21 protein-coding genes, 1 other RNA gene and 1 other annotated feature are annotated in these 25,231 nt (G+C 37.2%); of the genes, 20 read left to right on the top strand and 2 right to left on the bottom strand.

Translation table 11 applies throughout. From position 1 onward, the window contains the following. The first annotated feature begins 13 nt into the window (after nt 1-13). The 10 genes from NQ185_RS00905 (at nt 14) to NQ185_RS00860 (ending at nt 10,918) form a co-directional block, all read left to right on the top strand. A complete protein-coding gene (locus tag NQ185_RS00905; protein WP_257579636.1) occupies nt 14-2,296 on the top strand; it encodes a DEAD/DEAH box helicase in 2,283 nt (760 codons plus the stop codon). Between the two features lie 14 nt (nt 2,297-2,310). Further along, nucleotides 2,311-3,528, top strand: a complete 1,218-nt coding sequence (locus NQ185_RS00900) for a ribonuclease H-like domain-containing protein (RefSeq protein WP_257579635.1) — start codon at nt 2,311-2,313, stop codon at nt 3,526-3,528. A gap of 235 nt (nt 3,529-3,763) precedes the next feature. Further along, on the top strand, nt 3,764-4,105 hold the full coding sequence (locus NQ185_RS00895) for a CotD family spore coat protein (RefSeq protein WP_257579634.1): 342 nt from the start codon (nt 3,764-3,766) through the stop codon (nt 4,103-4,105). 193 nt (nt 4,106-4,298) lie between these two features. Beyond that, entirely contained in the window at nt 4,299-4,598 is a 300-nt protein-coding gene (gpsB, locus tag NQ185_RS00890; RefSeq protein ID WP_257579633.1) for a cell division regulator GpsB, read from the top strand. A gap of 81 nt (nt 4,599-4,679) precedes the next feature. Then, nucleotides 4,680-5,072: RNase P RNA component class B (rnpB, locus tag NQ185_RS00885), an RNA gene on the top strand. A gap of 169 nt (nt 5,073-5,241) precedes the next feature. Then, the gene (locus NQ185_RS00880) at nt 5,242-6,969 is read left to right on the top strand and encodes a putative bifunctional diguanylate cyclase/phosphodiesterase (RefSeq protein WP_257579632.1); all 1,728 of its coding nucleotides are present in this window, start codon (nt 5,242-5,244) and stop codon (nt 6,967-6,969) included. 10 nt (nt 6,970-6,979) lie between these two features. After that, entirely contained in the window at nt 6,980-8,116 is a 1,137-nt protein-coding gene (locus NQ185_RS00875; protein WP_257579631.1) for a THUMP domain-containing class I SAM-dependent RNA methyltransferase, read from the top strand. A gap of 67 nt (nt 8,117-8,183) precedes the next feature. Beyond that, complete coding sequence (locus NQ185_RS00870) at nt 8,184-8,366, top strand: hypothetical protein (protein ID WP_257579630.1); 183 nt, start codon at nt 8,184-8,186, stop codon at nt 8,364-8,366. A 92-nt stretch (nt 8,367-8,458) separates the two neighbouring features. Further along, nucleotides 8,459-9,973, top strand: a complete 1,515-nt coding sequence (locus tag NQ185_RS00865) for a carboxypeptidase M32 (RefSeq protein ID WP_257579629.1) — start codon at nt 8,459-8,461, stop codon at nt 9,971-9,973. Between the two features lie 42 nt (nt 9,974-10,015). After that, the gene (locus NQ185_RS00860; RefSeq protein ID WP_257579628.1) at nt 10,016-10,918 is read left to right on the top strand and encodes a DMT family transporter; all 903 of its coding nucleotides are present in this window, start codon (nt 10,016-10,018) and stop codon (nt 10,916-10,918) included. Between the two features lie 74 nt (nt 10,919-10,992). Here NQ185_RS00860 and NQ185_RS00855 read toward each other — a convergent pair whose 3' ends face one another. Beyond that, complete coding sequence (locus NQ185_RS00855; protein ID WP_257580032.1) at nt 10,993-12,063, bottom strand: bifunctional 3-deoxy-7-phosphoheptulonate synthase/chorismate mutase; 1,071 nt, start codon at nt 12,061-12,063, stop codon at nt 10,993-10,995. Nucleotides 12,064-12,411: 348 nt separating this feature from the next. Further along, nucleotides 12,412-12,639: a binding site (T-box leader), on the top strand. Nucleotides 12,640-12,687: 48 nt separating this feature from the next. Between NQ185_RS00855 and aroC the strand changes: the two genes are divergently transcribed. The 10 genes from aroC to NQ185_RS00805 all read left to right on the top strand — a co-directional run bounded on the left by aroC (nt 12,688) and on the right by NQ185_RS00805 (nt 24,813). Beyond that, on the top strand, nt 12,688-13,860 hold the full coding sequence (gene aroC, locus NQ185_RS00850) for a chorismate synthase (RefSeq protein WP_257579627.1): 1,173 nt from the start codon (nt 12,688-12,690) through the stop codon (nt 13,858-13,860). 15 nt (nt 13,861-13,875) lie between these two features. Then, entirely contained in the window at nt 13,876-14,958 is a 1,083-nt protein-coding gene (gene hisC, locus NQ185_RS00845; RefSeq protein WP_257579626.1) for a histidinol-phosphate transaminase, read from the top strand. Nucleotides 14,959-14,976: 18 nt separating this feature from the next. Next, on the top strand, nt 14,977-16,083 hold the full coding sequence (locus tag NQ185_RS00840) for a prephenate dehydrogenase (protein WP_257579625.1): 1,107 nt from the start codon (nt 14,977-14,979) through the stop codon (nt 16,081-16,083). 12 nt (nt 16,084-16,095) lie between these two features. Beyond that, complete coding sequence (gene aroA, locus NQ185_RS00835; RefSeq protein ID WP_306999726.1) at nt 16,096-17,361, top strand: 3-phosphoshikimate 1-carboxyvinyltransferase; 1,266 nt, start codon at nt 16,096-16,098, stop codon at nt 17,359-17,361. Between the two features lie 39 nt (nt 17,362-17,400). Next, nucleotides 17,401-18,483, top strand: coding sequence for a type III polyketide synthase (locus NQ185_RS00830; RefSeq protein ID WP_257579623.1), 1,083 nt, complete (start codon nt 17,401-17,403; stop codon nt 18,481-18,483). Further along, complete coding sequence (locus tag NQ185_RS00825) at nt 18,483-19,007, top strand: isoprenylcysteine carboxyl methyltransferase family protein (protein WP_257579622.1); 525 nt, start codon at nt 18,483-18,485, stop codon at nt 19,005-19,007. Before NQ185_RS00830 ends, NQ185_RS00825 begins: the two co-directional genes overlap by 1 nt. Before the next feature lie 126 nt (nt 19,008-19,133). Next, on the top strand, nt 19,134-22,730 hold the full coding sequence (locus tag NQ185_RS00820) for a dynamin family protein (RefSeq protein ID WP_257579621.1): 3,597 nt from the start codon (nt 19,134-19,136) through the stop codon (nt 22,728-22,730). Between the two features lie 3 nt (nt 22,731-22,733). Beyond that, complete coding sequence (locus NQ185_RS00815; RefSeq protein ID WP_257579620.1) at nt 22,734-23,564, top strand: sulfurtransferase; 831 nt, start codon at nt 22,734-22,736, stop codon at nt 23,562-23,564. A 38-nt stretch (nt 23,565-23,602) separates the two neighbouring features. After that, nucleotides 23,603-24,514: a 5'-3' exonuclease gene (locus tag NQ185_RS00810; RefSeq protein WP_257580031.1), complete on the top strand. Its 912-nt coding sequence runs from the start codon at nt 23,603-23,605 to the stop codon at nt 24,512-24,514. Between the two features lie 14 nt (nt 24,515-24,528). Further along, a complete protein-coding gene (locus tag NQ185_RS00805; protein WP_257579619.1) occupies nt 24,529-24,813 on the top strand; it encodes a DUF6123 family protein in 285 nt (94 codons plus the stop codon). 12 nt (nt 24,814-24,825) lie between these two features. Here NQ185_RS00805 and NQ185_RS00800 read toward each other — a convergent pair whose 3' ends face one another. After that, complete coding sequence (locus NQ185_RS00800) at nt 24,826-25,212, bottom strand: reverse transcriptase-like protein (protein ID WP_257579618.1); 387 nt, start codon at nt 25,210-25,212, stop codon at nt 24,826-24,828. Nucleotides 25,213-25,231 lie beyond the last annotated feature (19 nt).

The following is a 25,231-nucleotide window of genomic DNA, read 5'->3' as shown; positions in this document are numbered from 1 at the left end:
AGAGGTGATAGGTTTGAACTGGAAGATAAATTTTCTTGATATTTTGACTGAGTTAAAAACAAATCCTACTTTTAAAAATAATATTGTTAGCTGGCACACATTAGAGGAAGAACCGGCCAAAACAACTCCGTTCCCCTCTGAATTACATCCAGATTTAGCGAAATCTCTACATAATAAAGGTATTAAGGAATTATATACCCATCAAAAAGAGGCATTCCAAATGGCAATGGCTCATAAAAGCATTACAGCTGTCACACCGACTGCATCCGGAAAGACTCTATGCTATAATTTGCCTGTTCTTCAAACGATTTTACAAGATCACTCCGCACGAGCATTATATATTTTCCCAACAAAAGCTCTCGCACAAGATCAAAAAAGTGAAATAAATGAAGTAATTGATGCTGCGGGACTGCCGATAAATAGTTATACGTATGATGGGGATACCCCAGCAAATATTCGCCAAAAGGTGAGGAAAGCAGGGAATATCGTGATTACAAACCCAGATATGCTACATTCAGCTATCTTGCCTCATCATACAAAGTGGGTCTCATTATTTGAGAATTTAAAGTTTGTTATTTTAGATGAGCTCCATATTTATCGAGGGGTGTTTGGAAGCCATGTAGCGAATGTCATTCGTAGATTAAAAAGGATTTGCCGGTTTTATGGAGCTAATCCGGTTTTTATTTGTACATCTGCGACCATTGCTAACCCGAAAGAACTTGGAGAAAAGCTCACAGGCGAGCAAATGCATTTGATTGATAATAATGGGGCGCCACGCGGGACGAAGCATTTTATTTTTTACAATCCACCGATTGTCAACCAGCAACTGAATATACGTAGAAGTGCTACTTTGGAAGTAAGGAAGCTTGCTAGGGAATTCTTAAAAAATAAAATCCAAACAATCATATTTGCTAGAAGTCGTGTGAGGGTAGAAATTATTCTTACCTATTTGCAAAGTTTAGTAAATAATGAGCTTGGTCCTAAATCTATTAGAGGATACCGGGGAGGTTATTTGCCAACTCAGCGTAGAGAAATCGAAAGAGGATTAAGGAATGGGGATATATACGGTGTTGTAAGTACAAATGCGCTTGAACTTGGGGTCGATATTGGTCAACTGCAAGTCTGTATTATGACGGGATATCCCGGAACGATTGCGAGTGCTTGGCAACAAGCAGGAAGGGCAGGGAGAAGAAGAGCAGAATCATTAGTGATCATGGTCGCAAGTTCTGCTCCACTTGACCAATATATCATCGAAAACCCGAATTATTTCTTTCATCAAACACCGGAAACGGCACGTATTAATCCTGAAAATCTCATTATTCTCGTAGATCATTTAAAATGTGCGGCTTATGAATTGCCTTTTGAAGAAGGAGAGTATTTTGGTGATCTAGAAATTGAAGAAGTTTTGGAATTTTTAACGGAAGAAAGAGTGTTGCATAAAAATGGCGGTAAATGGCACTGGATGAACGACTCTTTCCCTGCACATAATATTAGCTTGCGTTCAGCATCACAAGAAAATGTCGTCATAATAGATCAAACAGATCGTTCGAAAGTAAAAGTGATTGGGGAAATGGATACATTCAGTGCGATGACACTTCTGCATGATGAGGCTATTTATTTACATCAAGGAATTCAATATCAGGTCGAATTTCTTGATTGGGATGAAAAAAAAGCATATGTAGCAGAAGTGGAAGTCGATTATTACACAGATGCCAACTTAGCTGTCCAGCTTAAAGTGTTGGAAGAAGATAAAAGAAAAGAGACGGTAGATGCTGAGATTGCCTTTGGAGACGTTACAGTAAATGCGATGGCAACTATTTTTAAAAAGATTAAGTTCGAAACACATGAAAATATAGGCTCTGGTCCTATTCATCTTCCAGAAATGGAATTGCATACAAATGCAGCTTGGATTTCTTTAAATAAGGAATTAAAGGAGATTGGGATGGAAGACCTTGAATATGGATTAGTGGGCTGCGCACACGCTTTAAAAGCTATTATTCCGTTATTTGCTATGTGTGATCCAGCAGATATTCATACTGTACCGCAAGTTAAAGCAACCCATAATAATAGACCGACTATCTTTATTTATGACCAATATCCTGGAGGTATTGGAATTAGTGAAAAGGTTTATGAAAGGATGCCAAATATAATAGAAGAGGCCAAAAAACTAGTTGCCGGCTGCCCTTGTTTAGATGGATGTCCTTCATGTATTGGTACAGATATTTCTACAATCCGAACGAAAGATATTACTGTTGAACTTTTAGAAGTTATGCTTAATGCATCAAGATATGAATGAGGAGATGATAACAAATGTCTCTGAAAAATAAACTGAATCGTTTTAAAGCACATATGAATATTAGCGATCATGATAAGGAAGGCAGCGCTCCGCTAGAACAATTATCTAAGTTGCCATATTTAGGGGAGTGGAAAAAGGCTGGCGCCTCTCCTTATTTTCATGAAAATCAATTTTGTTATATAAAGGAAATTCGCTATCCACTCGATTATCAACATGGAAAATATAGCCTAAAAGATTTTCTAACTGCTTTTTCTATGTGGGAGGAATTTTCAGGTCGCCATCCTTTATCCGTTAAAGGAATGTCGCCGACCGATTTGTTTTTCTTTGATACCGAGACGACAGGTTTATATGGAGGAGCAGGGAACTCAATATTTTTACTCGGTTATGCCCGATTTGTAGGCAATGAATTTGTTTTACGGCAGAATTTTTTGCCTGAACCGGGTTTTGAGGTGGCTCTTTATAAAAGTTTCTTAGAAAATGTCGATTATACAACGCTTGTGACATATAACGGAAAAGCGTTTGATTGGCCGCAAGTGAAGACTCAGCATACACTTGTACGTCAGCACGTTCCTAAACTTCCTGCGTTTGGTCACTTTGATTTATATCATGCTTCTAGAAGACTATGGAAAAGTAATTTGGAATCAGTAAAACTTGCTAGAGTTGAAGAAGAAATATTAGGCGTAAAGCGGAAGGATGATATACCTGGCTATCTTGCGCCGATGATTTATTTTGATTATGTAGAAAGAAAAAACCCTGAAGCTATATTAAAGGTCCTGAAACATAATGAAATCGATATTTTATCATTGATCACTCTATATACTCATTTAACATATCAAATTCACGGGATGGACCCTGGACAAACCCCAGCTGAAAAAATGCATATTGCCAAATGGTATCAATATATTGGAGAGAGAGATCTTGCAGCTTCCACATTTGAGATTGCAGCTAGTGAAGGTGATTTTTCTGCTAAACATCAGCATGCATTTTATCTAAAAAAGGCTGGGAAATATGACGATGCTAGGAAACTTTGGCTGGAAGTGACTACTCACGGAGAGGATTCAGTTAAAAAGGACGCATATATTGAATTAGCAAAGTTGATGGAGCATCAATACAAAGATTATGTTAAAGCCATTGAATATACAAGCGCAGCAATGGAATTGCATTCTCTAAAAGATGATCTTTTTACTAAAAATGCGAATAAAAGAATGACAAGACTTTTGGGCAGGAAATAAATTAAGAAATAATTCAGTCATCATTTCCCGGGCAAGCGCAGTATTCGACTGAAATCATCGTATTTCAAAGATTTTTACACATTTCGCAAAAAAATAGTCGGAACATGGATTTATTTTTCCGGATATTAATTGGGGAGTTTTACGAAATATAGGTATTATGATTAGTACATGTGTCAGTCCTTTCTCATAGGCTGTAAGTGTAAAGTGATATATGAAAAAGAAAGGAGCATTCGGCATGTTTAATCCTTGCAACACAAAGGTCTGCCCACCTATTGTTCATCCGACTAAATGCTGTGTCAATCATACGGTATCGAATGTTATTGTACCTGAAATTCATCCTTCCCACACGACAACAGTCAATCATGAAAACATTATTCACGAACATTATTTCCCGCACACAAATTCATTCGTTAACGAAGTAACTACTGAAAACGTAATGATGCCGGGTCCAGGACCAGGCTTTGGACCAGGAATGGCACCAGGGTTTGGACCGGGAATGGGACCAGGAATGGGCGGAGTTCCAGGACCAGGCTTCGGGCCAGGAATGGGACCAGGAATGGGACCAGGATTTTATTAAAAAGTTCTTTTAGACGAGGATAAGCTAGAACATCCTCGTTTTTTTTATTGAGCTTGTAAAAGGATGAGTTATTTCATATCATTTTTTGAAACTTCTTCGAAACTTTTCAAAAACCACTTGCAAAATTGACAAAAACATTTTATTTTGAAAGAATGATGATAAATGTAGTGTGAATTTTAAGGTGGTGTTTCGGATGTTAGCGGAAAGATTAAAACTGACTGCAAAGGAAATTTTAGAAAAAGAATTTAAAACAGGTGTACGTGGTTATAAACAAGAAGAAGTTGATAAATTTTTAGACTTAATCATTAAAGATTATGAAACTATGCATCAATTAATGGATGAACTTCAGCAGGAAAATTTACGGTTGAAAAAGCAAATGGAAGATCAATCTCGTAGACAACCTGTACAGCCTGCAGGGACGACGAATTTTGATATATTAAAACGTCTCTCTAATTTAGAAAGGCATGTATTTGGAAGCAAGCTTGATGATTAACCTTTTGCCATTAATTACCGCTTGCATATTAGTAGAATAAAATATAAAATAAAAAGTCGGTAAGATAATGAAAAAACAATAACATTCGGGTAATCGCTGCTGATTCAGCAGAGGAAAGTCCATGCTCGCACGGTGCTGAGATGCACGTAGTGATCGTGCCTGGTGAAACAATAAGCCAGGGCATTCCAGAGTTAATCTGGATTGACGGCAGGGAAAGTGCCTAAGTCATTTTATGATATGGCGCGACTACCTTTAAAGTGCCACAGTGACGTAGCTTTGTTGGAAACAACAAAGGTGGAACGCGGTAAACCCCACGAGCGAGAAACTCAAATTTTGGTAGAGGCACTCTTTCTGAGGAACTGAACAAGGAAAGAGGCAGGAAACTAATATCCTGCAGATAGATGATTACCGCCTGAGTACGAGGCTTGCCTATAGCCGATTGCAGTACGATGGTACAGAACATGGCTTATATGAATGTTATTATAGGTTTAAATCCAACGAACTGAGGCTTTCCGTAAGTACTTAGACCCTAGTATTTGGAAAAATCCAAGTGGTCTAAGAGACAGAGGAAAGTCTTTTTATTTATCACCATAACTATACATAAAAACGTCTTTATCATAAGTAACAGGAAGTTGATAGGAAAATGGGATTCATAAATGTTGAACAATTTATTCATACAGATGATCTGAATCAATTAGATATTATAGGTAAAATACTTGAACAAATAAGCGAAAGTGTCATGGTCGTTAATGAAAAACGCCAAATTATATATATTAATTCAGCTTTTGAAATCGTTACCGGATATAATCGTCATGAAGTTTATTTGCAAAATCCACGAATTTTACAATCGGGCTTACATGATAAGCATTTTTACCACAAGTTATGGCAAACGATTTCTTTAGAAGGCAGCTGGAGCGGTGAAATTTGGAATAAACGAAAAAATGGTGAGTTTTTTTTAGAGTGGCTGACCATTAGTGAAGTTAAAAGTTCAGATGGATTCATTCAGGGGTATATTGGGGTATTTTCTGATATTACAGATCGAAAAAGAGCTGAGGATGAACTAAGAATGCTTGCTCATTATGACGCACTGACCGGAGTTCCCAATCGTCATTCCTTTACGAAAAGATTTTCGGATCTCCTTGATATTTCCCAACAATTTCAACAAAAATTAGCTTTATTATTTTTGGATTTGGATCGATTTAAACAAATAAATGATTCCTTAGGGCATGAAGCAGGAGACAAGCTCTTAATTGAAGTCGCAAGCAGGCTTCAAGAGCTTATAAAAAATAAAGACATTATCGCTAGGTTAGGCGGTGATGAATTTGTTATTATATTATCAAATATTAAACATCAAAGGGAATCCGTCCATATTGCCAAAAAGATTATTGATAGCTTAACAAAGCCATTTAATATTGATGGGCACGAGGTTTATATTACGACTAGTATAGGAATTAGTTTTTTTCCTAATGATGGAAGTAATTCGGAAATTCTTTTGAAAAAAGCGGACAAAGCGATGTATATGTCAAAGCTGAACGGGAGAAACCAATATGAAATCTATCATGAAGGAATTATTCACTCAGATAAAAGTCAAATAAAAATGGAAGCCCAATTAAGAAAGTCATTGAAAAATAATGAATTATACCTGCTCTATCAACCAATAATAAATGGCCAAAGTGGGGAAATAGAAGGTATAGAAGCCGAGTGTTATTGGAAAAACAAAGAATTTGGCGAGGTTTCACCAGAAGAACTAATCTCTCTTGCCGAGGAGACTGGATTAATTATTCCAATATCCAATTGGGTTCTTAGTCAAGTTAGCGAGGATATAAAGTACATAAATCTTGCGGGCTTCTCCAGAATTAAGGCTATGGTGAATATCTCACCACTTCATTTCCAGCAAGAGAATTTTTTAAAAGATGTTACATCCGCAATTGAAAATTCAAATATTCCCGCCAGAAAAATTGAACTTGAATTGGCTGAAGTCGTCATCATGCCTCAAGCATCTTTAGTAAAGACTAAATTAGTAGAATTAAAAAAAATAGGTGTCAAACTAACAATCGATGGTTTTGGAGCGGGTTATTCATCATTAAGCTATTTGCATCGTTTTCCAATCGATAAATTAAAAATTGATCAAAGTTTTATACAGAACTTAGGGAAATATGAAGATGACGCCTCGATTGTTGAAGCAATCATTCACTTAGGGAAGCACCTACATATACAAGTAGCTGCCGAAGGAGTATTGAATGACAAGCACTTAAAATATTTAAAAAAACTTGGCTGCGATGTAATACAGGGACACTATATATCACCGCCGCTTCATTTAGAGGAGCTGCTTGAGTTTTTAAAGGAATGGGATCCTAGTCTAATTTTATGAGGGTGAGGAAATGGGAACGTATAATTTAATTGCAACAACTGCTATGGGAATTGAAGCCATTGCCGCGAATGAAGTGAAGAAACTTGGGCTTGATTGTACGGTTGAAAATGGCAAAGTAATGTTTAAAGGCGATGAATTGGCGATTGCTCGAACAAATTTGTGGTTGAGGACTGCCGATAGGGTGAAAATTGTAGTAGGTGAATTTCCTGCATCTACTTTCGATGAGTTATTCGAAAATACTAAATCGATACGCTGGGAAAATTTCCTCCCCGTTGATGCAGAATTCCCTGTTCAAGGTAAATCCGTAAAGTCAACATTATACAGTGTACCAGATTGCCAAGCAATTGTTAAAAAAGCAATAGTCGAAAGATTAAAAAAGGCTTATAATCAAGCGACTTGGCTCGCCGAGACGGGTCCATTATTTAAAATTGAAGTATCTTTATTAAAGGATAAAGTTACACTTACTATTGATACGAGTGGGGCAGGGCTCCATAAAAGGGGATATCGGATTGATCAAGGGGAAGCGCCGTTAAAAGAAACATTGGCTGCTGCTCTTATTCAAGTTACGAATTGGCATCCCAATCGTATCCTTCACGATCCTTTTTGTGGTTCAGGAACGATACCAATTGAAGCAGCTTTGATTGGCCAAAATATTGCGCCAGGTTTTAATCGTGATTTTTTAAGTGAAACCTGGCCGTGGATGAGTGAGGATATTTGGAATAAAGCCAGAGAAGAAGCGGAAGACTTGGCGAATTACGACCAATCACTTGAAATATCTGGTGCAGATATTGATCACCGAATGGTTGAAATTTCAAACAACAATGCTTTCGAAGCCGGGTTAGGAGATTTAGTCACATTTAAACAAATGCGGGCGAGTGATTTTACATCTAAGAAAGATTTTGGGGTCATTATTGGGAATCCACCATATGGAGAAAGGATTGGTGATAAGAAAGAAGTTGAGCATATGTATCGAGAAATAGGAAAGGTCTTCCAAAATCTAGATACTTGGTCCGTTTATATTCTTACGTCCCATCCTGAATTTGAAAAACTTTATGGAAAGCAAGCAACGAAAAAACGAAAACTGTTTAACGGGTTTATTCGGACTGATTTATATCAATTCTGGGGGCCGAGGCCACCGCGCGTATAATTCGAATAAAATAATCTCTTGCTGAATATACTTCATGTATATCATTTTTTGCAAGGAGGTTTTCCTAATGACTCAGGCCATAAATGAAATGGAGATCATTTCAAAAGCCATTCATACTTCATATGAAGCACTGGATAAAGAAGATCAATTATCGGAAGCAGCCTTCGAACGTTTAAAAGAGGCGGAGAACAGCCTTCATAAGGCACTCGAATATGTATTAACAAATAGGAGTAATAAGGGGTTTTCATAAAAAACGCAAGTGCGCTTTTTCAGCACTTGTGTTTTTATTTTTTTCCGTTATGTTAAAATAAAAATGGATAAGCGATAAAGGAGGCAAAATCAATGCCGGAGAAAATAGTAGAAATCGAAAAGGAATTCCTGCAATACGTTAAAAAAATGCAGGCATACGAAGAAGCACTCGGACTCATGTATTGGGATTTGAGGACTGGAGCTCCGAAAAACGGTGTTGAACAGCGCTCGCAAGTCATTGGAGTCCTAGCATCGGAACATTTTCAAATGTCTACGTCGGAGGAAATGGCAGCATACATAGCCAGTTTATCAAATAAGCAAGAATTTCTAACCGAAATTGGAAGTTTAACTTTAAAAGAATGTAAAAAACAATACGAAAAAAATAAGAAAATTCCAGCTGATGAATACAAAGAATATGTCGTGCTGCAGTCAAAAGCTGAACATGTTTGGGAGCAAGCAAGGGCAGAATCTGATTTTGAAATGTTTAAACCGTATCTTGAAAAACTCGTTGCTTTTAATAAAAAGTTTATTGAATACTGGGGGTACAGCGGCAATAAATATAATACTTTACTAGATATGTATGAACCAGGAGTTACTGTGGATATTATTGACCGCGTGTTTGGAGAATTGCGGGATGTAATTGTTCCTCTAGTTAAGAAAATCACTAACTCTGAAAATAAACCAAAAACGGACTTCCTTTTTCATTCTTTTCCTAAGAATAAGCAAAAGGAATTTAGTTTGAAAATTTTGGATCAAATGGGATATGACTTTGATTCTGGCAGGATGGATGAAACGGTGCACCCATTTGCAACCGGTTTAAATCCAGGGGATGTGCGTGTCACGACTCGTTATGAAGAAAACGATTTTCGTATGGCTGTATTTGGATCCATTCATGAAGGTAGACACGCTTTGTATGAACAAAATATTTCCAAAGATCTGATCGGGACTCCGCTTTGTAAAGGGACATCAATGGGGATTCATGAATCACAGTCATTATTTTACGAAAATATTTTAGCTCGAGATCGCGCCTTTTGGGAATGTAATTATGAGTTATTAAAAGAATATGCGGATGGACAATTTGATCAAGTTTCGCTTGACGACTTTTATCGTGCAATTAATGAAGCCAAGCCATCATTTATTCGAATAGAATCCGATGACTTAACTTATGCTCTTCATATCATTATTCGTTATGAAATTGAAAAAGGATTATTCAATGGTGAAATTCAAGTTGGAGATCTTCCTGATGTTTGGAACGATAAATACGAAGAATATTTAGGGATCAGACCTTCAAATGATGCGGAAGGTGTATTGCAAGATGTCCATTGGTCAGGAGGAAGCTTCGGATATTTCCCTTCGTACGCATTAGGCTATATGTATGCAGCCCAGCTAAAAAATGCGATGCTGAAGGATTTGCCGAATTACGAAGAGCTGTTGCGGAATGGGGACCTGCTGCCGATTAAAAACTGGCTTACAGAACATGTACATCAGTATGGTAAAACAAAGGAACCACTTGAAATCATTAAACTCGCTACTGGGGAAGGCTTAAGCGCTAAATATTTAGCAAACTACTTAGAAGAAAAATTTTCCAAAGTTTATCAATTATCATGAGAGATGGCATAGTGCCATCTCTTTTAAAATAAGGTGATTTACATGGCTCAAATAATGATTGTGTTAGCAGCTTTATTATGGGGCGCCATTTCCGTTTTTGTAAAAAAATTATCTTTCTATGGTTTTTCTGAAATGGAAATTGTCACAATTCGGGTAGTGTCTGCACTTGTTTGGATATTACCAATTGCTTTTATTAGAAAAAGAAAACAACTTACTATCCGCATGAGACATATATGGTTATTTATAGGAACAGGATTATGCAGCATTGTCTTTTTTAACTGGGCGTATTTTAAGGCAATGAATATAATGTCCATATCGCTTGCTGTCATGCTTCTTTATACAGCACCAGCATTTGTAGCGATTTTTTCCACTATTTTTTTAAAAGAAATATTAACAAAAAAGAAAGTGATCGCATATTTAACAACGGTTGCTGGGTGTACGATTATAGCACTCGCAGGAAAAGAAACAGGTGGGAACTGGAGTGCATTAGGTTTTATGATCGGGCTTTGTTCAGGATTGGGCTATGCACTTTATACTATTTTTGGAAAAATAGCTTTAAAAGTTTATGACTCATTCACGATTACATTTTATACTTTTTTCGTATCATCATTCACATTATTGCCACTCTTTCCTTTTTGGAAAAAAGCAACGGCATTGCCTCTAGAAGCTTGGGGTTATATGGCAGGACTTGGACTATTGCCAACAGTGATTGCGTATTTACTTTACACATATGGACTAAAGGGGATTGATGGCAGCACAGCCTCCATTCTAGCAACCGTTGAGCCTATGTCCGCAGTAATTATCGGTATTACAATTTATCATGAAAAGTTATTGATAGAGCAGATGATCGGAGCAGTTTTTATACTATCATCGATTATGATTATTTCAGAATGGTCGAAAAGAAAAAAGACGGCAAATTTGAATTCAAGTATAGAATTGGATTAAAAAAGCAGTTCATTTTCCGTTAATACGGGAAATGAACTGCTTTTAAATTCCGTCTAGCTCCAGCGCTTTTGTTCTTAGTTAACTGGAGTTTTCTGTACTAGATTTGCGAATGCTTTAGCTTCTTCCATGAATTGATTGAATTCCGGAATATCCATTTGTTGAGCTGAATCAGAAAGAGCAACAGCTGGATCTGGATGGACTTCAGCCATAACCGCATCTGCACCAATCGCCAATGCTGCTTTTGCAGTTGGGAGAAGCAAGTCTTTACGTCCAGTTGAATGAGTAACATCAACTACAACTGGTAAGTGAGTTTCTTTCTTCAAAATTGGAACTGCAGAGATATCAAGCGTATTTCTTGTAGCCCTTTCATACGTTCTAATTCCGCGCTCACAAAGGATGATTTCTTCGTTTCCTTGTGCAAGAATGTATTCAGCCGCATAAATAAATTCTTCAATAGTTGCGGACAAACCACGTTTTAGTAAAACAGGTTTTCTAACAGAACCTGCAACCTTTAAAAGTTCAAAGTTCTGCATGTTGCGGGCGCCAATTTGAATGACGTCTACGTAATCTAGCGCTGTTTCCATATCATTTGGATTTAAAATTTCACTAATGACAGCCATTCCTTCTTCATCGGCAACCTGTCTTAAGATTTTTAAACCTTCCACGCCAAGCCCTTGGAAATCGTAAGGAGAAGTCCTTGGCTTAAATGCGCCACCTCGCATAAGTTTCAAGCCTTGCTGTTTCATTGCTTGTGCAACAAGTTTAACTTGGTCATAGCTTTCAACCGCACAAGGTCCCATAATAAAATGCTGTGTTCCATTGCCAATCTCTTCGCCTAACACTGATACAACTGTATTTTCAGGCTTTTTCTTTCTAGAAACAAGCAATGCTTTTCGATTATCGTCTTCTTGAAGCTCAAGACTTGCTTTAAAAATTTGTTTGAAAATATGCTGAACTGTTGAAGTTTCAAATGGGCCTTCGTTATGCTCAGCAATGAGATCAAACAATTTACGCTCCTGTACAGGATCATAGCGCTTGACGCCCTGCATTTCTTTTAATTTCCCGATTTCTTGTGCAATCTTGCCGCGCTCATTTAATAATTCTAAAAGCTGCAAGGTTGTTTTTTCGATTTTTGAACGTAACATTTCTAGTTCTGACAACGATAAGCCCTCCTTATATTTTTACTGTCCATATAGTGAATTGTCACTTTAGGACTTCAACGCTGTAAAGCGTGTATGAAAATATTTTAGTTGATAACTCAATACGATAGACGCTTATATTATAATTGTCAATAGGCTCACTGAAAGTTTTTGTACTTTTTATTTATTTTGCAAAACTTTTCATTTTACTGACACAATTAAACGTACTATCTGCATAATAATGATATATTACACATCCTTAACTGACTAGGTGTTTTTTTTTTAGAAAATAATGAAATATTACTTTACAAGAATCCATTCATGTGCTAAAAATTGAATTTATATAATAAGAAACGAAAAGCTAAGACAGGGCACAGTAGTGTTCATGAATCTGTAGTTTCAGAGAACTGATGGTTGGTGCGAATCAGTACGATCATGAGGATGAATTACTCCCTCGAGCTTCTTTTTTGAATATTTGGGTGGCCAAATTAGTAAAAAAAGACGGTTTTGACCGTTATCAAACACGAGAGGCGGAAATTTTTCCGCAATTAGGGTGGTACCGCGATTATTAACGTCCCTGCATTTTGCAGGGGCGTTTTGTATTTTTATCAAAAAATAGGAGGAAGAAAAATGAGATACTTAACAGCTGGAGAGTCACATGGTCCACAATTAACGACTATTTTGGAGGGTGTACCGGCAGGACTAAAATTGACTGCGGAAATGATCAATTATGAGCTGGAAAGAAGACAGAAAGGCTATGGTAGAGGCCGCAGAATGCAAATTGAGAAAGACCAAGCACAAATAACGAGCGGGGTTCGCCACGGAGAAACGATCGGTGCTCCCATCGCGTTAGTCGTACAAAATAATGACTTTAAGCATTGGCAAAAAATAATGGGGGCTGCCCCAATAAGTGTAGAAGAACAAGAGGAAGTAAAAAGAAAAATTACGAGGCCACGACCAGGTCATGCTGATTTAAACGGGGCGATTAAATACGGTCACCGTGACATGCGAAATGTTCTTGAACGATCATCAGCAAGAGAAACAACTGTCCGAGTTGCAGCTGGTGCGGTAGCAAAGACAATTCTTGCTGACCTTGGAGTAAAAGTAGGCGGGTTTGTCTCGGAGATTGGCGGCGTAAAAGCTGAAAATATTCAATATAGCTCAATCGAGGAATTGCAAAAAATTACGGAAGAATCACCCGTTCGCTGCCTTGATCCAGAAGCGGGCGAAAAAATGATGAGAGCGATTGATGATGCAAAGAAAAACGGGGATTCAATCGGAGGAATTGTTGAAGTCATCGTAGAAGGAATGCCAATTGGAGTTGGAAGCTATGTACAATATGATCGTAAGCTAGAAGCAAAACTTGCCGCCTCAGTCATGAGCATCAACGCTTTTAAAGGCGTTGAAATTGGTATCGGTTTTGAAGCAGCACATCGTCCCGGAAGCCAAGTGCATGACGAGATTCAATGGGATGAAGAAAACGGATATACGAGAAGAACGAATAATGCCGGTGGATTTGAAGGTGGTATGACGACGGGAATGCCGATTGTCATAAGAGGTGTGATGAAGCCGATTCCGACTTTGTATAAACCGTTAGAAAGTGTAGATATTGATACGAAAGAGCCATTTAAAGCGAGTATTGAGCGCTCTGATAGTTGTGCAGTTCCGGCGGCTAGTGTTGTTGCTGAGTCAGTTGTTGCTTGGGAGCTTGCAGTAGCATTATTAGAAGAATTTGGTCATGATCGTATGTCAGCCATTAAGGAAAATATCGAAAGACATAATCAATATTCGAAAAACTTTTAAAAGGGTGGGTAGATTATGAATGTAAAAGAACAGTTATTAACATTAAAACCATATATCCCTGGTAAATCGACTGAAGAAGTAAAACGGGATTATGATTTGGACAAAATTGTAAAACTTGCGTCTAATGAAAATCCATACGGATGCTCGCCTAATGTACTAAATGCCATTACGACACAAATTCCAAGTTTTGCAATTTACCCAGATGGAGCTGCGGCAGAATTGAGGGGGAAGGTTGCTTCCTACCTTGGAGTGGAAGGAAATCAGCTTATCTTTTCCAGTGGCCTTGATGAATTAATTCAAATGTTAATTCGAGCCATGTTGTCGGCTGATTCGAATACGGTAATGGCAAAAGAAACATTCCCACAATATCGCCACCACGCCATTATTGAAAATGCTGAATTACGTGAAGTTCCTTTAAAAGATGGTAAACACGACTTAGATGAAATGGCGAAGCAAATAGACGATCAAACGAAAATTGTGTGGATATGCAACCCAAATAATCCTACAGGAACGTATGTCAAACAATTGGAGTTGGATGGTTTTTTAAGCAAAATACCTAACAATGTACTTGTCGTTTTGGATGAAGCGTATTTCGAATATGCAACAAATAGCGACTATCCTAATACAATTCCTCTATTACAACAATATGAAAATCTCTTAATCATGAGAACTTTTTCAAAAGCATTCGGACTTGCAGGATTCCGGATCGGATATGGAATTGGGTCACCATCTCTCATAAAACAATTGGAAGTAGCAAGACTCCCATTCAACACCTCGACTCTAGCTCAAACTGCTGCAATCTCGGCACTCGAAGATAAAGAGTTTGTTGAAAAAACGGTCGCATTAAATGCGAAGGAATTAGAAAAGTATTACAAGTTTTTTGATGAGCATCAAATTACGTACTACCGCTCACAAGGGAATTTTGTTTTTATCAACATTCCGGGAGCAACCAGTGAGGAAATATTTCAATATTTATTGGAAAAAGGTTGGATCGTTCGTGCTTTTCCAAATGGCATCCGCATTACGATCGGAACAGAGGATGAAAACGAAGAATTAATGAAACTGCTTGCGGAAATCGTTACTGTGAAACTTTCGTAAGAAAAGGCTGTGTAGAAAATGGATGATTTGAAACGTGTTTTATTAATTGGGGTCGGACTGATTGGAGGATCAGTCGCCCTCGCTATTAAAAAGGAACATCATGTTCATATCGTTGGCTACGATGTTAAAATGGATAATTGCCAGTTAGCTAAGAAATTGAATATTATTGATGACTATACTGAGCATATCGAAGAAGAAGCAGTAAAAGCTGATCTCATCATTTTGGCTTGCCCTGTGGAAAAAGCCGAGTGGTTTCTTGAGCAGCTTGCTAGTCTCCCATTAAAAGAGGATGTCATTGTAACGGACGTTGGCAGTACTAAAAGTAGAATTATGGAAAAAGCCGAGAATTATTTTAATAATGGCATTCCGTTTATTGGTGGACACCCGATGGCAGGATCTCATAAAGTAGGACCAGGAAGTGCTAGGGCGCATTTATTTGAAAATGCATTTTATGTATTAACCCCATCGAAAAATGCAACAAATGGAAAAATAGACTTACTGAAAGCATGGTTAAAGGGGACGAACGCTAATTTTATTATTATGGACCCGAAAGAACATGATTTAGTAACAGGCGTCGTCAGCCATTTCCCCCATATCGTTGCAGCAAGCTTAGTACGGCAAGTAGAAAGCCATGCTTCAAAAAATGACCATGTAAAATATCTTGCCGCTGGAGGATTTCGTGATATAACACGGATTGCTTCTTCGAGTCCTGAAATGTGGAGAGATATCGTCAAGCATAATCAACCAGTTTTAATCGGACTTATCGATCAGTGGATGTCAGAAATGAATGAAGTTAGACAATTGGTTGCAGAAGGTGACAATGAGGGGCTCTTTCACTATTTTAATGGTGCTAAGAAATACCGAGATTCTCTTCCAGTTCGGGCGAAGGGTGCAATAACGGCTTTCTATGATTTATATGTAGATGTATTGGATAAACCTGGGGTAATTTCTGATATTACGACTTTACTAGCCACCGAAAATATTAGTATTACGAATATTAGAATCATTGAGGCCCGGGAGGATGTTTACGGAGTATTAAGAATTAGCTTTCAAACGGAAAAAGACCTTGAAAGAGCGAAAGAGAGCTTAGAGAACAGAGGGTATGACACGTATATTAGTATGTGAGGAGTGAATAAATTGAGCGTGCGATTAAAGGGAGAAATGAAAGTCCCGGGAGATAAGTCGATTTCACATCGTGCCGTTATGCTTGGCTCGATCGCTCACGGGAAAACTGTGATTGATGGACTTTTAACAGGCGATGATTGTTTAAGTACGATTGATTGTTTTAGAAAACTTGGAGTTGAGATTCATCTGGATGGACAACATGTCGAGATAAATGGAAAAGGTTTGGAAGGATTACAAGAACCTAACCAAGTTTTGAATGTAGGCAATTCGGGAACGACCATTCGTCTTATGCTTGGAATTTTATCGAGCCTTCCGTTCCATACTACTGTAATAGGTGATGATTCAATAGCTAAAAGACCAATGGGACGTGTAACTGTTCCACTCAGGGAAATGGGTGCGAAAATTGATGGACGTGAAGAAGGTAAATTTACACCTTTATCTGTCCGCGGCGGAGGGCTAAAAGGGATTGACTATACGTCACCTGTAGCAAGTGCCCAAGTAAAATCAGCTATTCTACTTGCAGGTTTATTTGCTGATGGAAGTACCTCTGTCATAGAGCCTGAAGATTCTCGCGATCATACAGAACGAATGGTGCAAGAATTCGGAGGTTCTGTACAAACAGATGGTTTGAAAAAAACAATTCAAGGAAAACAGACTCTTAAAGGGACTTCTATTAATGTCCCTGGCGATATTTCTTCCGCAGCTTTTTTCCTTGTAGCAGCGGCCATTATTCCAAACAGTGAGATTACAATCAAAAATGTTGGTATGAATCCTACTAGAACTGGAATTTTGGATATACTAACCAATATGGGGGCAGATATCACTATTCATAACGTAAATGATAATGTGATTGAGCCGTATGCGGATATTACCGTTCGTTACTCTAACTTAAAAGGCGTCGAAATTAGCGGTGATATTATCCCCAGACTCATTGATGAGATTCCAATCCTTGCTCTAGCAGCTACTCAAGCTGAAGGAGTTACTGTTATTAAGGATGCCGAGGAATTAAAAGTAAAAGAAACGAATCGAATAGATACAGTCGTAGATGAATTAAAAAAGCTTGGAGCTAATATTGAAGCAACCGAAGATGGAATGAAAATCTATGGGAAGTCCAACCTGCATGGCGCAACAGTGAGCAGCTATGGAGACCATCGAATCGGCATGATGCTTGCAATCGCAAGTTGTTTAGCATCAGACGATACGCAGATCCAAAATAGTGAAGCTATTACAATTTCTTACCCAGGATTTTTTAATCAATTAGAGGAACTGAAAAAGTAATTCGAATTAATTATTTTAGAGAAGAAGGGAGAGTCGCAAGTGCCGCGAATTATTTCTGTTGGAACAGGAGTCCCAGAACATGCTATTTCTCAAGATGAGACAATGGAATTCGCTAGCCAGCTTTTCTCCAATTCTATAAAAGATTTAGGACGACTTTTGAAAGTCTTTCATAATGGAGAAATTGAAAAACGCCATTTTGTAAAACCTTTAGAATGGTACCGACAAAAACATTCCTTCTCTCATAAAAATGATGAATTTATTGATGTTGCCGTAAATTTGAGTTTAGAAGCAATTATAAATTGCCTGGAATCAACCAGATTACGAAAAAAAATTTCATATGAAGAAATTGATGCAATCATAATGATCAATACGACTGGGATGGCAACACCAAGCTTAGATGCAAGAATTATGAACAAGCTGCCATTTTCCCAAAATACGAAAAGAATTCCGATTTGGGGACTTGGCTGTGCTGGCGGGGCAGCAGGGCTGTCACGAGCATATGAATATTGTCGTGCTTTTCCTAATGCAAAGGTACTAGTCGTTGCGGTAGAGTTATGCAGCCTTACTTTTCAAAAAGATGATTTAAGTAAAAGTAACATTATAGGGACATCTCTCTTTGCAGATGGTGCGGCTGCCGCACTGATTGGTGGAGACGCAGTAGATTTTTCTGAAATCATTGAACGAAAAATTCCTTCTATTATTGATACACAATCAACTTTAATGAAGGATTCATTAGATGTCATGGGGTGGAATATAAAAGATAATGGCCTATATGTTGTCTTTTCAAAAGACATTCCATCCATTGTTAAAGAATGGCTTAAACCTGAAGTAGAACAGTTGCTTTTACATAATCAACTCAAAATTTCACATATTAATCACTTTATTGCTCATCCCGGTGGTAAAAAAGTATTGAAGGCATATGAAGAAGCATTGGGATTTCCACCAGAGAGAACGGCAACTTCACTTGAAGTTTTACGGAAATATGGAAATATGTCTTCTGTTACGGTTTTATTTGTTCTGGAGCGATTTTTACAGAAAGAGATCCATCATGGCGATTATGGAATCATTGCAGCATTAGGGCCAGGTTTTAGTTCAGAATTGCTGTTAGTCAGGTGGGAATAATGTTTTTCCTTATATTACTATTAATAGTGATTATGCAAAGGCTGGTAGAAGTAAAAATTGCGAAAAGAAATGAACAATGGATGCTGCAGAATGGGGCGAAAGAGTACGGTCAAAATCACTACAGTTTGATGGTCCTTATGCATACTGGATTTTTCTTATGTTTAATTTTAGAGTACGTAACCCGTAAACCCTTACTAAATACCTTTTGGCTAGTTTTTCTAATCATTTTTCTTATTGTCCAAATTGCCCGTATGTGGGTTATTGCTACGCTCGGGAAATTTTGGAATACAAAAATTATAGTGTTGCCTAGAACAAATGTAGTGAAAAAGGGTCCGTTTAAATATGTAAAGCATCCAAATTATATCATTGTGACAATCGAATTATTTGTCATTCCAATGATTTTTAACCTTTACATAACAGCGCTTTTGTTTTTTATAATGAATCAAATTATTCTAAGAGTAAGAATACCAATTGAGGAAAAAGCATTGCGTGACAATACGGATTACAATGAGAAATTTGATTAATACTCGTCTAGTTCCAATCATATATAGGAACTGGACTTTTTTCCTGTTTATGAATACTATATGAAAAACAGCGATTGTCATGTAAAATAGAATGTAATGATTATAATGAGGGGTTTGTTGTTATTCATGTCTAAAGTTTTGGAATCAACTGTGGATGAAACACAGTTAAATAGAGTACTTGTTTTAATGGAGCGATTTCAGGAGCATGGAGATCAGAAAAGTACTGAAAAAGCCCAAAAACTTATTAAAAAAATCGTGGATCGTGAATTCATTGTTGCGTTTAGCGGCCATTTTTCGGCTGGTAAATCAACAATGATTAATTCGTTAGTTGGAGAAAATATACTCCCGTCAAGTCCAATTCCTACGAGCGCTAATCTAGTTAAAATTCATCGGGCAAAAGAAGACTATGCAAAAGTGTTTTATCGTTCAGATAAGCCGTTATTATTTAATGCCCCGTATGATTTTGCAACTGTAAAGGAATTTTGCAAAAATGGTGATGTGACGGAAATAGAAATTGGCAGGTTTGATTCGAAACTTCCATATGGTGTGACAATAATGGACACACCAGGTGTCGACTCTACTGACGATGCCCACAGACTTTCAACAGAATCATCCTTGCATCTGGCGGATGTCGTTTTTTACGTGATGGATTATAACCATGTTCAATCAGAGTTAAATTTCACTTACACACGTAATTTACTTGATCACGGGGTTAGGCTATATTTAATTATTAATCAAATTGATAAGCATAATGAAGAGGAACTTTCATTCCAACAATATAAACAAACGGTCATCGATTCGTTTGCAGCATGGAATGTAGAGCCTTCAGGTGTTTTTTTTACATCATTAAAAAAAGAAGATTATCCTGAAAATGAATTTGAAACGGTAAAATTGTTAATCGATGATTGTTTCGATCATCATGAAGAACGCTTAAAAATAACAATTGAGAAAGCCGCTAATCAATTGATATCTGAGCATTCAAGCTGGCTAGAAGACGAAAGAAAAGCGGCTGCAGAACCGTTGGAGCAATTATTAATGGAGTATAGTGAAGAAGAACTAGCTCAAATTTTTAATAAGGAAAAAGCCCTTTTAACACATAAAGAAAAACTTTTAGCAGCAATTGGTAAATGGGAAAAAGAGTTTATTTCTGAACGCGATAGTCTCCTACAAAATGCTTATTTAATGCCATATGAAACACGTGAGCTTGCTGGAGAATTTTTAAAAACCCAACAGCCGAATTTTAAGGCTGGACTCTTTTTCAGTAAGAAAAAGACAGAACTTGAAAGGAAAATGTCTTTAGAAAGTTTCTCTGAAAGTGTTCGCAAACAAGTAGAAGCTCAAATTGATTGGCACTTACGTCAATGGGCTGCGAAAAAGCTATCTGAATCGGGCGTTCTACAAGAAGAACTGCAACTGGAAGCACAAAATCTAGCTGTTCAATTTGAAGATTCATTATTAATAGACGCAGTAAAAAAAGGTGCAGGTTTAACTGGTGAATATATTCTTCAATATTGTGAAGATGTCGCAAGCTTAATTAAGAAAAAAGCGAGAGAGGCAATAAGCGACTTCCAAACATCCTTATTATCTTTTTATAAACAGAAAATAGATAATGACTTATCTGAAATTGAAACACAATTAAACCAAATAAGTGTTTCAGCATCGACTATCCGTTCATTACGTAAATTGGACCTTGAATATGAAGAAAAAATCGAACAATATTCAACTCCAACCGGAAAAGAACATGCATTGCTACAAACACTACTTGTAAATTGGAAGTCCGAACAGGAAGATATTCGAATTTTTTCAGGAGAATCAATTATTCAAAACAAGATAAATGATGTTAAGGAAAAAATAACCGATACAGCAGTTGAAAATAATAATGATACCGATGTTCATAATGTAATAGCTAAAATTGAAAAAGCGATAGTAAGTCTAAAGAATGAAGGAAGTTTTAAAAGAATTACTTCCGGGTTAAAAGAGAAGCTCGCCCGTCTTCAAAATCGCGAATATACGATCGCGCTGTTCGGTGCTTTCAGTGCCGGAAAATCTTCATTTGCAAATGCACTGTTAGGAGAGAGTGTTTTACCGGTATCACCTAACCCAACTACAGCTGCTATTAATCGGATTTGCCCACCGACCAAAAATAATGTACATGAGACGGCAGCTGTTCATTTTAAAAATGAGGAGCAAATGCTTGCCGATATTACCCATTCATTGTCATTATTTGGATATGGTTGCTCATCTCTTGCTGATGCATACTCAAAAATTCCGAACATCCTAAAAGATTCGAATTATAGTGGGAAAGAAAAAATCCATCTATCTTTTTTACATGCATTTCATCAAGGTTTTAAAGAGCATGGCAATCATTTAGGGACCGTCTTAACAACTGATTTAGTTGGATTCCACCGTTTTGTTGGGGAGGAGACACAGTCTTGCTTTGTTGAGTCAATTGATCTTTATTACGATTGTGAGTTTACAAAACAAGGGATTACACTTGTCGATACACCGGGAGCCGATTCCATCAATGCAAGACATACAGGTGTTGCATTTGATTATATCAAAAATGCAGACGCGATTCTTTTTGTCACATACTACAATCATGCTTTTTCGAAAGCGGATCGTGAATTCCTTATTCAGCTAGGTAGGGTTAAAGATGCTTTTGAATTGGATAAAATGTTCTTTATCGTAAATGCTATTGACCTTGCAAGTTCCGATGAAGAAATAAAAGAAGTATTAGATTATGTACATCAAGAACTAGTTTCCAATGGAATTCGTTTTCCAAAAGTATTTGGCATTTCAAGTAAACTTGCATTAAGTAACAAAAAGGAATCTAATATTGATGCGTTTACTCATGAATTTAATCATTTTTTAAATAATGATTTATCGCAATTAGCAATTCAATCTGCTGAATCTGATTATAATCGCATCATCTTCATGCTGGATCAATTAATTCACGCAGCAAGCGATGATGAGGCAGTAAAGAATAAGAGAATTGAAGAATTGCAAATAGCAAGGGCTGAAATAACAGAATTATTGCAGGAAGCTGAACCAAGCTTGCTGAAGAAACAATTGTCGCAAGAAGCAAAGGAATTGTTATTTTATGTAAAACAAAGAGTGTTTTACCGTTTTCCAGACTTTTTCAAAGAATCCTTTAATCCAGCTGTTCTCCAAAATAACAGCCGCAAGTTGCTAGCAAAATGTTTGGATGAATTATTAGAGTCAACAGGTTATGATTTTGAACAAGAATTAAGGGCGACCTCTTTAAGACTCGAACGATATGTACAGAAACTATTTTTAAATCGGTTAGGAAATTTGGAAAAAGAAATGCAAGTGATTAAGCAAGAGTTGACTGTTTCAAGTTGGGAAGTTGGCACTGTAGATACACCGGATTTTGAATCTGCATTTAAGGATATTGATCGAAACCCATTGGAAGGAACTTTTAAGTTTTTTAGAAATCCGAAAGCATTTTTTGAACAAAATGAAAAGAAGAAATTGGAAGAGGCATTAGAAAATCTGCTTTCTCCTCTAGCTGATAAATATATACAGAATGAACTTGGCGAACTGGAGAATTTTTATAATTCCTTAATTGACAACGAGTTCCATAAACTGATTGCGCATGTATCTTCAGATGTAAGTGATCAGTTTGAAGGATGGCTCGAGGCTCTTTCGGATCATGAAAAATTAGCGGAATGGAAAAGAATTCGATCAATTTTGGAGGTATGAGCTTTGAAATATATCAAATCTGTTTCTTCGTTGCATGACCATTTAAAGGATGAAAACGTCAAGATCGTCGATTGTAGATTCGCTCTTGCAGACCCTGGATACGGTAAAAATGCTTATATTGAAGACCATCTTCCTAGTGCCGTGTTTTTCGATTTGGAAAAGGATTTATCGTCGAATGTTTTAGAACATGGGGGACGCCATCCTTTACCATCTTTAGATGTTTTCATAGAAAAATTGAGTAGATTCGGGATAACACAGAAGACAACGGTTGTTGCTTATGATGATGGAGAAGGTGCCTTTGCCAGTCGTTTTTGGTGGTTGCTTTCTTATTTAGGGCATAAAGATGTTTATATTTTAGATGGCGGATACAAGGCATGGAAGGTAGCGGGGTATGAAGTAACAGAAAAAACTCCTTTCTACGAGTATGCCGAATTTATTCCTGCTATTCAAGATGACATGCATGCTTCCTATGAACAGGTTAAAAATCGAAAGGGAATTTTAATAGATTCAAGGGCAAAAGATCGTTATTTAGGACTTGTAGAACCTCTTGATAAGAGAGCTGGCCATATTCCCGGAGCAATCAATTGCGTATGGACAGACGGCTTCGAAAATGGTTTTTGGAAGGATGTAGAGGCGCAAAAAGAACGATTTTCCAACCTAAATAAAACAGAAGAAATCATCGTCTATTGTGGATCCGGTGTAACGGCGACTCCAAATTTTTTAGCATTAAAGGCATGTGGATTTAAAAATGTAAAACTATATGCAGGAAGTTACTCAGACTGGGTTTCATATGATGAAAATCCAGTGGAAACAGGCGTACATCCCAAACTTTGATATAATGGTAGTATAATTATGAAATAGAGGTGTTTACAATTTCAAATCCACATTTTTTATTAATAGATGGAATGGCGCTATTATTCCGTTCGTTTTATGCTACATCCGTGAGAAATAATTTTATGTTTAGTAGTAAAGGCGTTCCTACAAATGCGGTTCAAGGATATTTAAAACATTTATTGACCGCTGTAGAAAAGTTCGATCCAACCCATATAGCAGTATGCTGGGATATGGGAAGCCAAACGTTTCGAAATGACATGTTTGACGGGTATAAGGCGAACAGGCAAGCACCTCCTGTTGAAATGATACCGCAATTTGATCTTGCAAAAAATGTTACAGACTCATTAGGAATCATGAGTATTGGACTAGCTGGATACGAAGCGGATGATTGTATCGGTACGATTAGTAATCAATATAAAGAGCTAGCGAATATTACCGTTTTAACGGGTGATCGGGACTTATTACAAATCATAGATGATCGTATTTCTGTCTTGATTATGCAAAAAGGAATTGGGAATTACCAGCATCATACAAAATCCAGTTTTACTCGTGATTTTGAGCTGCATCCACAGCAATTAATTGACGTTAAGGCATTGATGGGGGATTCAAGTGATGGATACCCTGGAGTAAAAGGAATTGGAGAAAAAACAGCGTATAAGCTGATTCAAGACCATAAAGATATTGAAGGATTATTGGCAAATATCAATTCGCTGTCTCCTTCGGTGCAAAAAAAGATTAACAGTGATTTAGAAATGTTGCATTTATCTCGGCAGCTTGCCGCAATCGAATGCAATGTTCCATTATCTATTGATTTTAACGATACGGCATGGAATATTTCACAATCATCGTCAATGGAAATTTGTGAAGAGTTTGAGTTAAAAACAGTACGCAATCATTTATTGAAAACAAAATGGTTCGAAGAAGACGATCTATTTGCAAGTAAGCTATAAAGGAGAAAATGTCATTGATCACGGAGCTTATTGATTTGGAAAACTACCTCATGAATCTCGAAGCAAAAGGCTTCAAATTTAAAGATGATGCAATTTCTTTTATTTACTTTGGAAAACAATCAACAGGAACGGATGACTATTTAGTATCTTTAGCGATAGAGTTGACATTGAAAACTCAGAAGCGATTCGATGGCAGTTTTTATTTATCTTTATTAGAAACATTAAAGGCACATAATATAGAAACAAAAACAGAAGCGTATAGGTTGATGGAAAATATAGGATTAAAAGCACATAACTGACTATGTGCTTTTTTAGTTTAATCGAATTCCCTGTCTCGCCAACTGATCGGCATGTTTATTTTCTTTCGAAGGGATCCATTTAATAAAAAATAGGTCAAGTTGAGATGCTAATGACAATGCTTCATTTAAAAGAAGACGATACTTTTCATTGCGTGCAAATTCTTTCTCAACAGCATCGACTACTGCTGTTGAATCAGATCTGACAGAGACAATTGCATAGCCTCGTTCTATGCATATTTCTAAGCTTTTAATTAACGAGTGGAATTCCGCTTCATGGTTATTCATCACACCAAGTGGGATGGAAAAGGAGTCCGTTTTTCCGTTATTCCTTATATAGATGCCAGCTCCGCTAAGTCCTGGATCACCAGCACTAGCCCCATCAATATATATTTCAATCATGCAGCTCTTCTCCTTAGAT

The organism is Lederbergia panacisoli (genome assembly GCF_024626525.1).
GTDB classification, from domain to species: domain Bacteria; phylum Bacillota; class Bacilli; order Bacillales; family Bacillaceae_C; genus Lederbergia; species Lederbergia panacisoli.
The sequence above is the reverse complement of the archived record's forward strand: the minus strand, read 5'-3'. Positions and strand labels throughout refer to the sequence as shown.

Bases quoted from the DNA above. Each gene is read 5' to 3' on its own strand.
- NQ185_RS00800 (WP_257579618.1), bottom strand. From the start codon at position 25,212: ATGATTGAAATATATATTGATGGGGCTAGTGCTGGTGATCCAGGACTT.
- NQ185_RS00900 (WP_257579635.1), top strand. From the start codon at position 2,311: ATGTCTCTGAAAAATAAACTGAATCGTTTTAAAGCACATATGAATATT.
- NQ185_RS00855 (WP_257580032.1), bottom strand. From the start codon at position 12,063: ATGTTACGTTCAAAAATCGAAAAAACAACCTTGCAGCTTTTAGAATTA.
- NQ185_RS00825 (WP_257579622.1), top strand. From the start codon at position 18,483: ATGTTTTTCCTTATATTACTATTAATAGTGATTATGCAAAGGCTGGTA.
- NQ185_RS00895 (WP_257579634.1), top strand. From the start codon at position 3,764: ATGTTTAATCCTTGCAACACAAAGGTCTGCCCACCTATTGTTCATCCG.
- NQ185_RS00860 (WP_257579628.1), top strand. From the start codon at position 10,016: ATGGCTCAAATAATGATTGTGTTAGCAGCTTTATTATGGGGCGCCATT.
- gpsB (WP_257579633.1), top strand. From the start codon at position 4,299: ATGTTAGCGGAAAGATTAAAACTGACTGCAAAGGAAATTTTAGAAAAA.
- hisC (WP_257579626.1), top strand. From the start codon at position 13,876: ATGAATGTAAAAGAACAGTTATTAACATTAAAACCATATATCCCTGGT.
- NQ185_RS00820 (WP_257579621.1), top strand. From the start codon at position 19,134: ATGTCTAAAGTTTTGGAATCAACTGTGGATGAAACACAGTTAAATAGA.
- aroC (WP_257579627.1), top strand. From the start codon at position 12,688: ATGAGATACTTAACAGCTGGAGAGTCACATGGTCCACAATTAACGACT.
- NQ185_RS00870 (WP_257579630.1), top strand. From the start codon at position 8,184: ATGACTCAGGCCATAAATGAAATGGAGATCATTTCAAAAGCCATTCAT.
- NQ185_RS00875 (WP_257579631.1), top strand. From the start codon at position 6,980: ATGGGAACGTATAATTTAATTGCAACAACTGCTATGGGAATTGAAGCC.
- NQ185_RS00840 (WP_257579625.1), top strand. From the start codon at position 14,977: ATGGATGATTTGAAACGTGTTTTATTAATTGGGGTCGGACTGATTGGA.
- NQ185_RS00865 (WP_257579629.1), top strand. From the start codon at position 8,459: ATGCCGGAGAAAATAGTAGAAATCGAAAAGGAATTCCTGCAATACGTT.
- NQ185_RS00880 (WP_257579632.1), top strand. From the start codon at position 5,242: ATGGGATTCATAAATGTTGAACAATTTATTCATACAGATGATCTGAAT.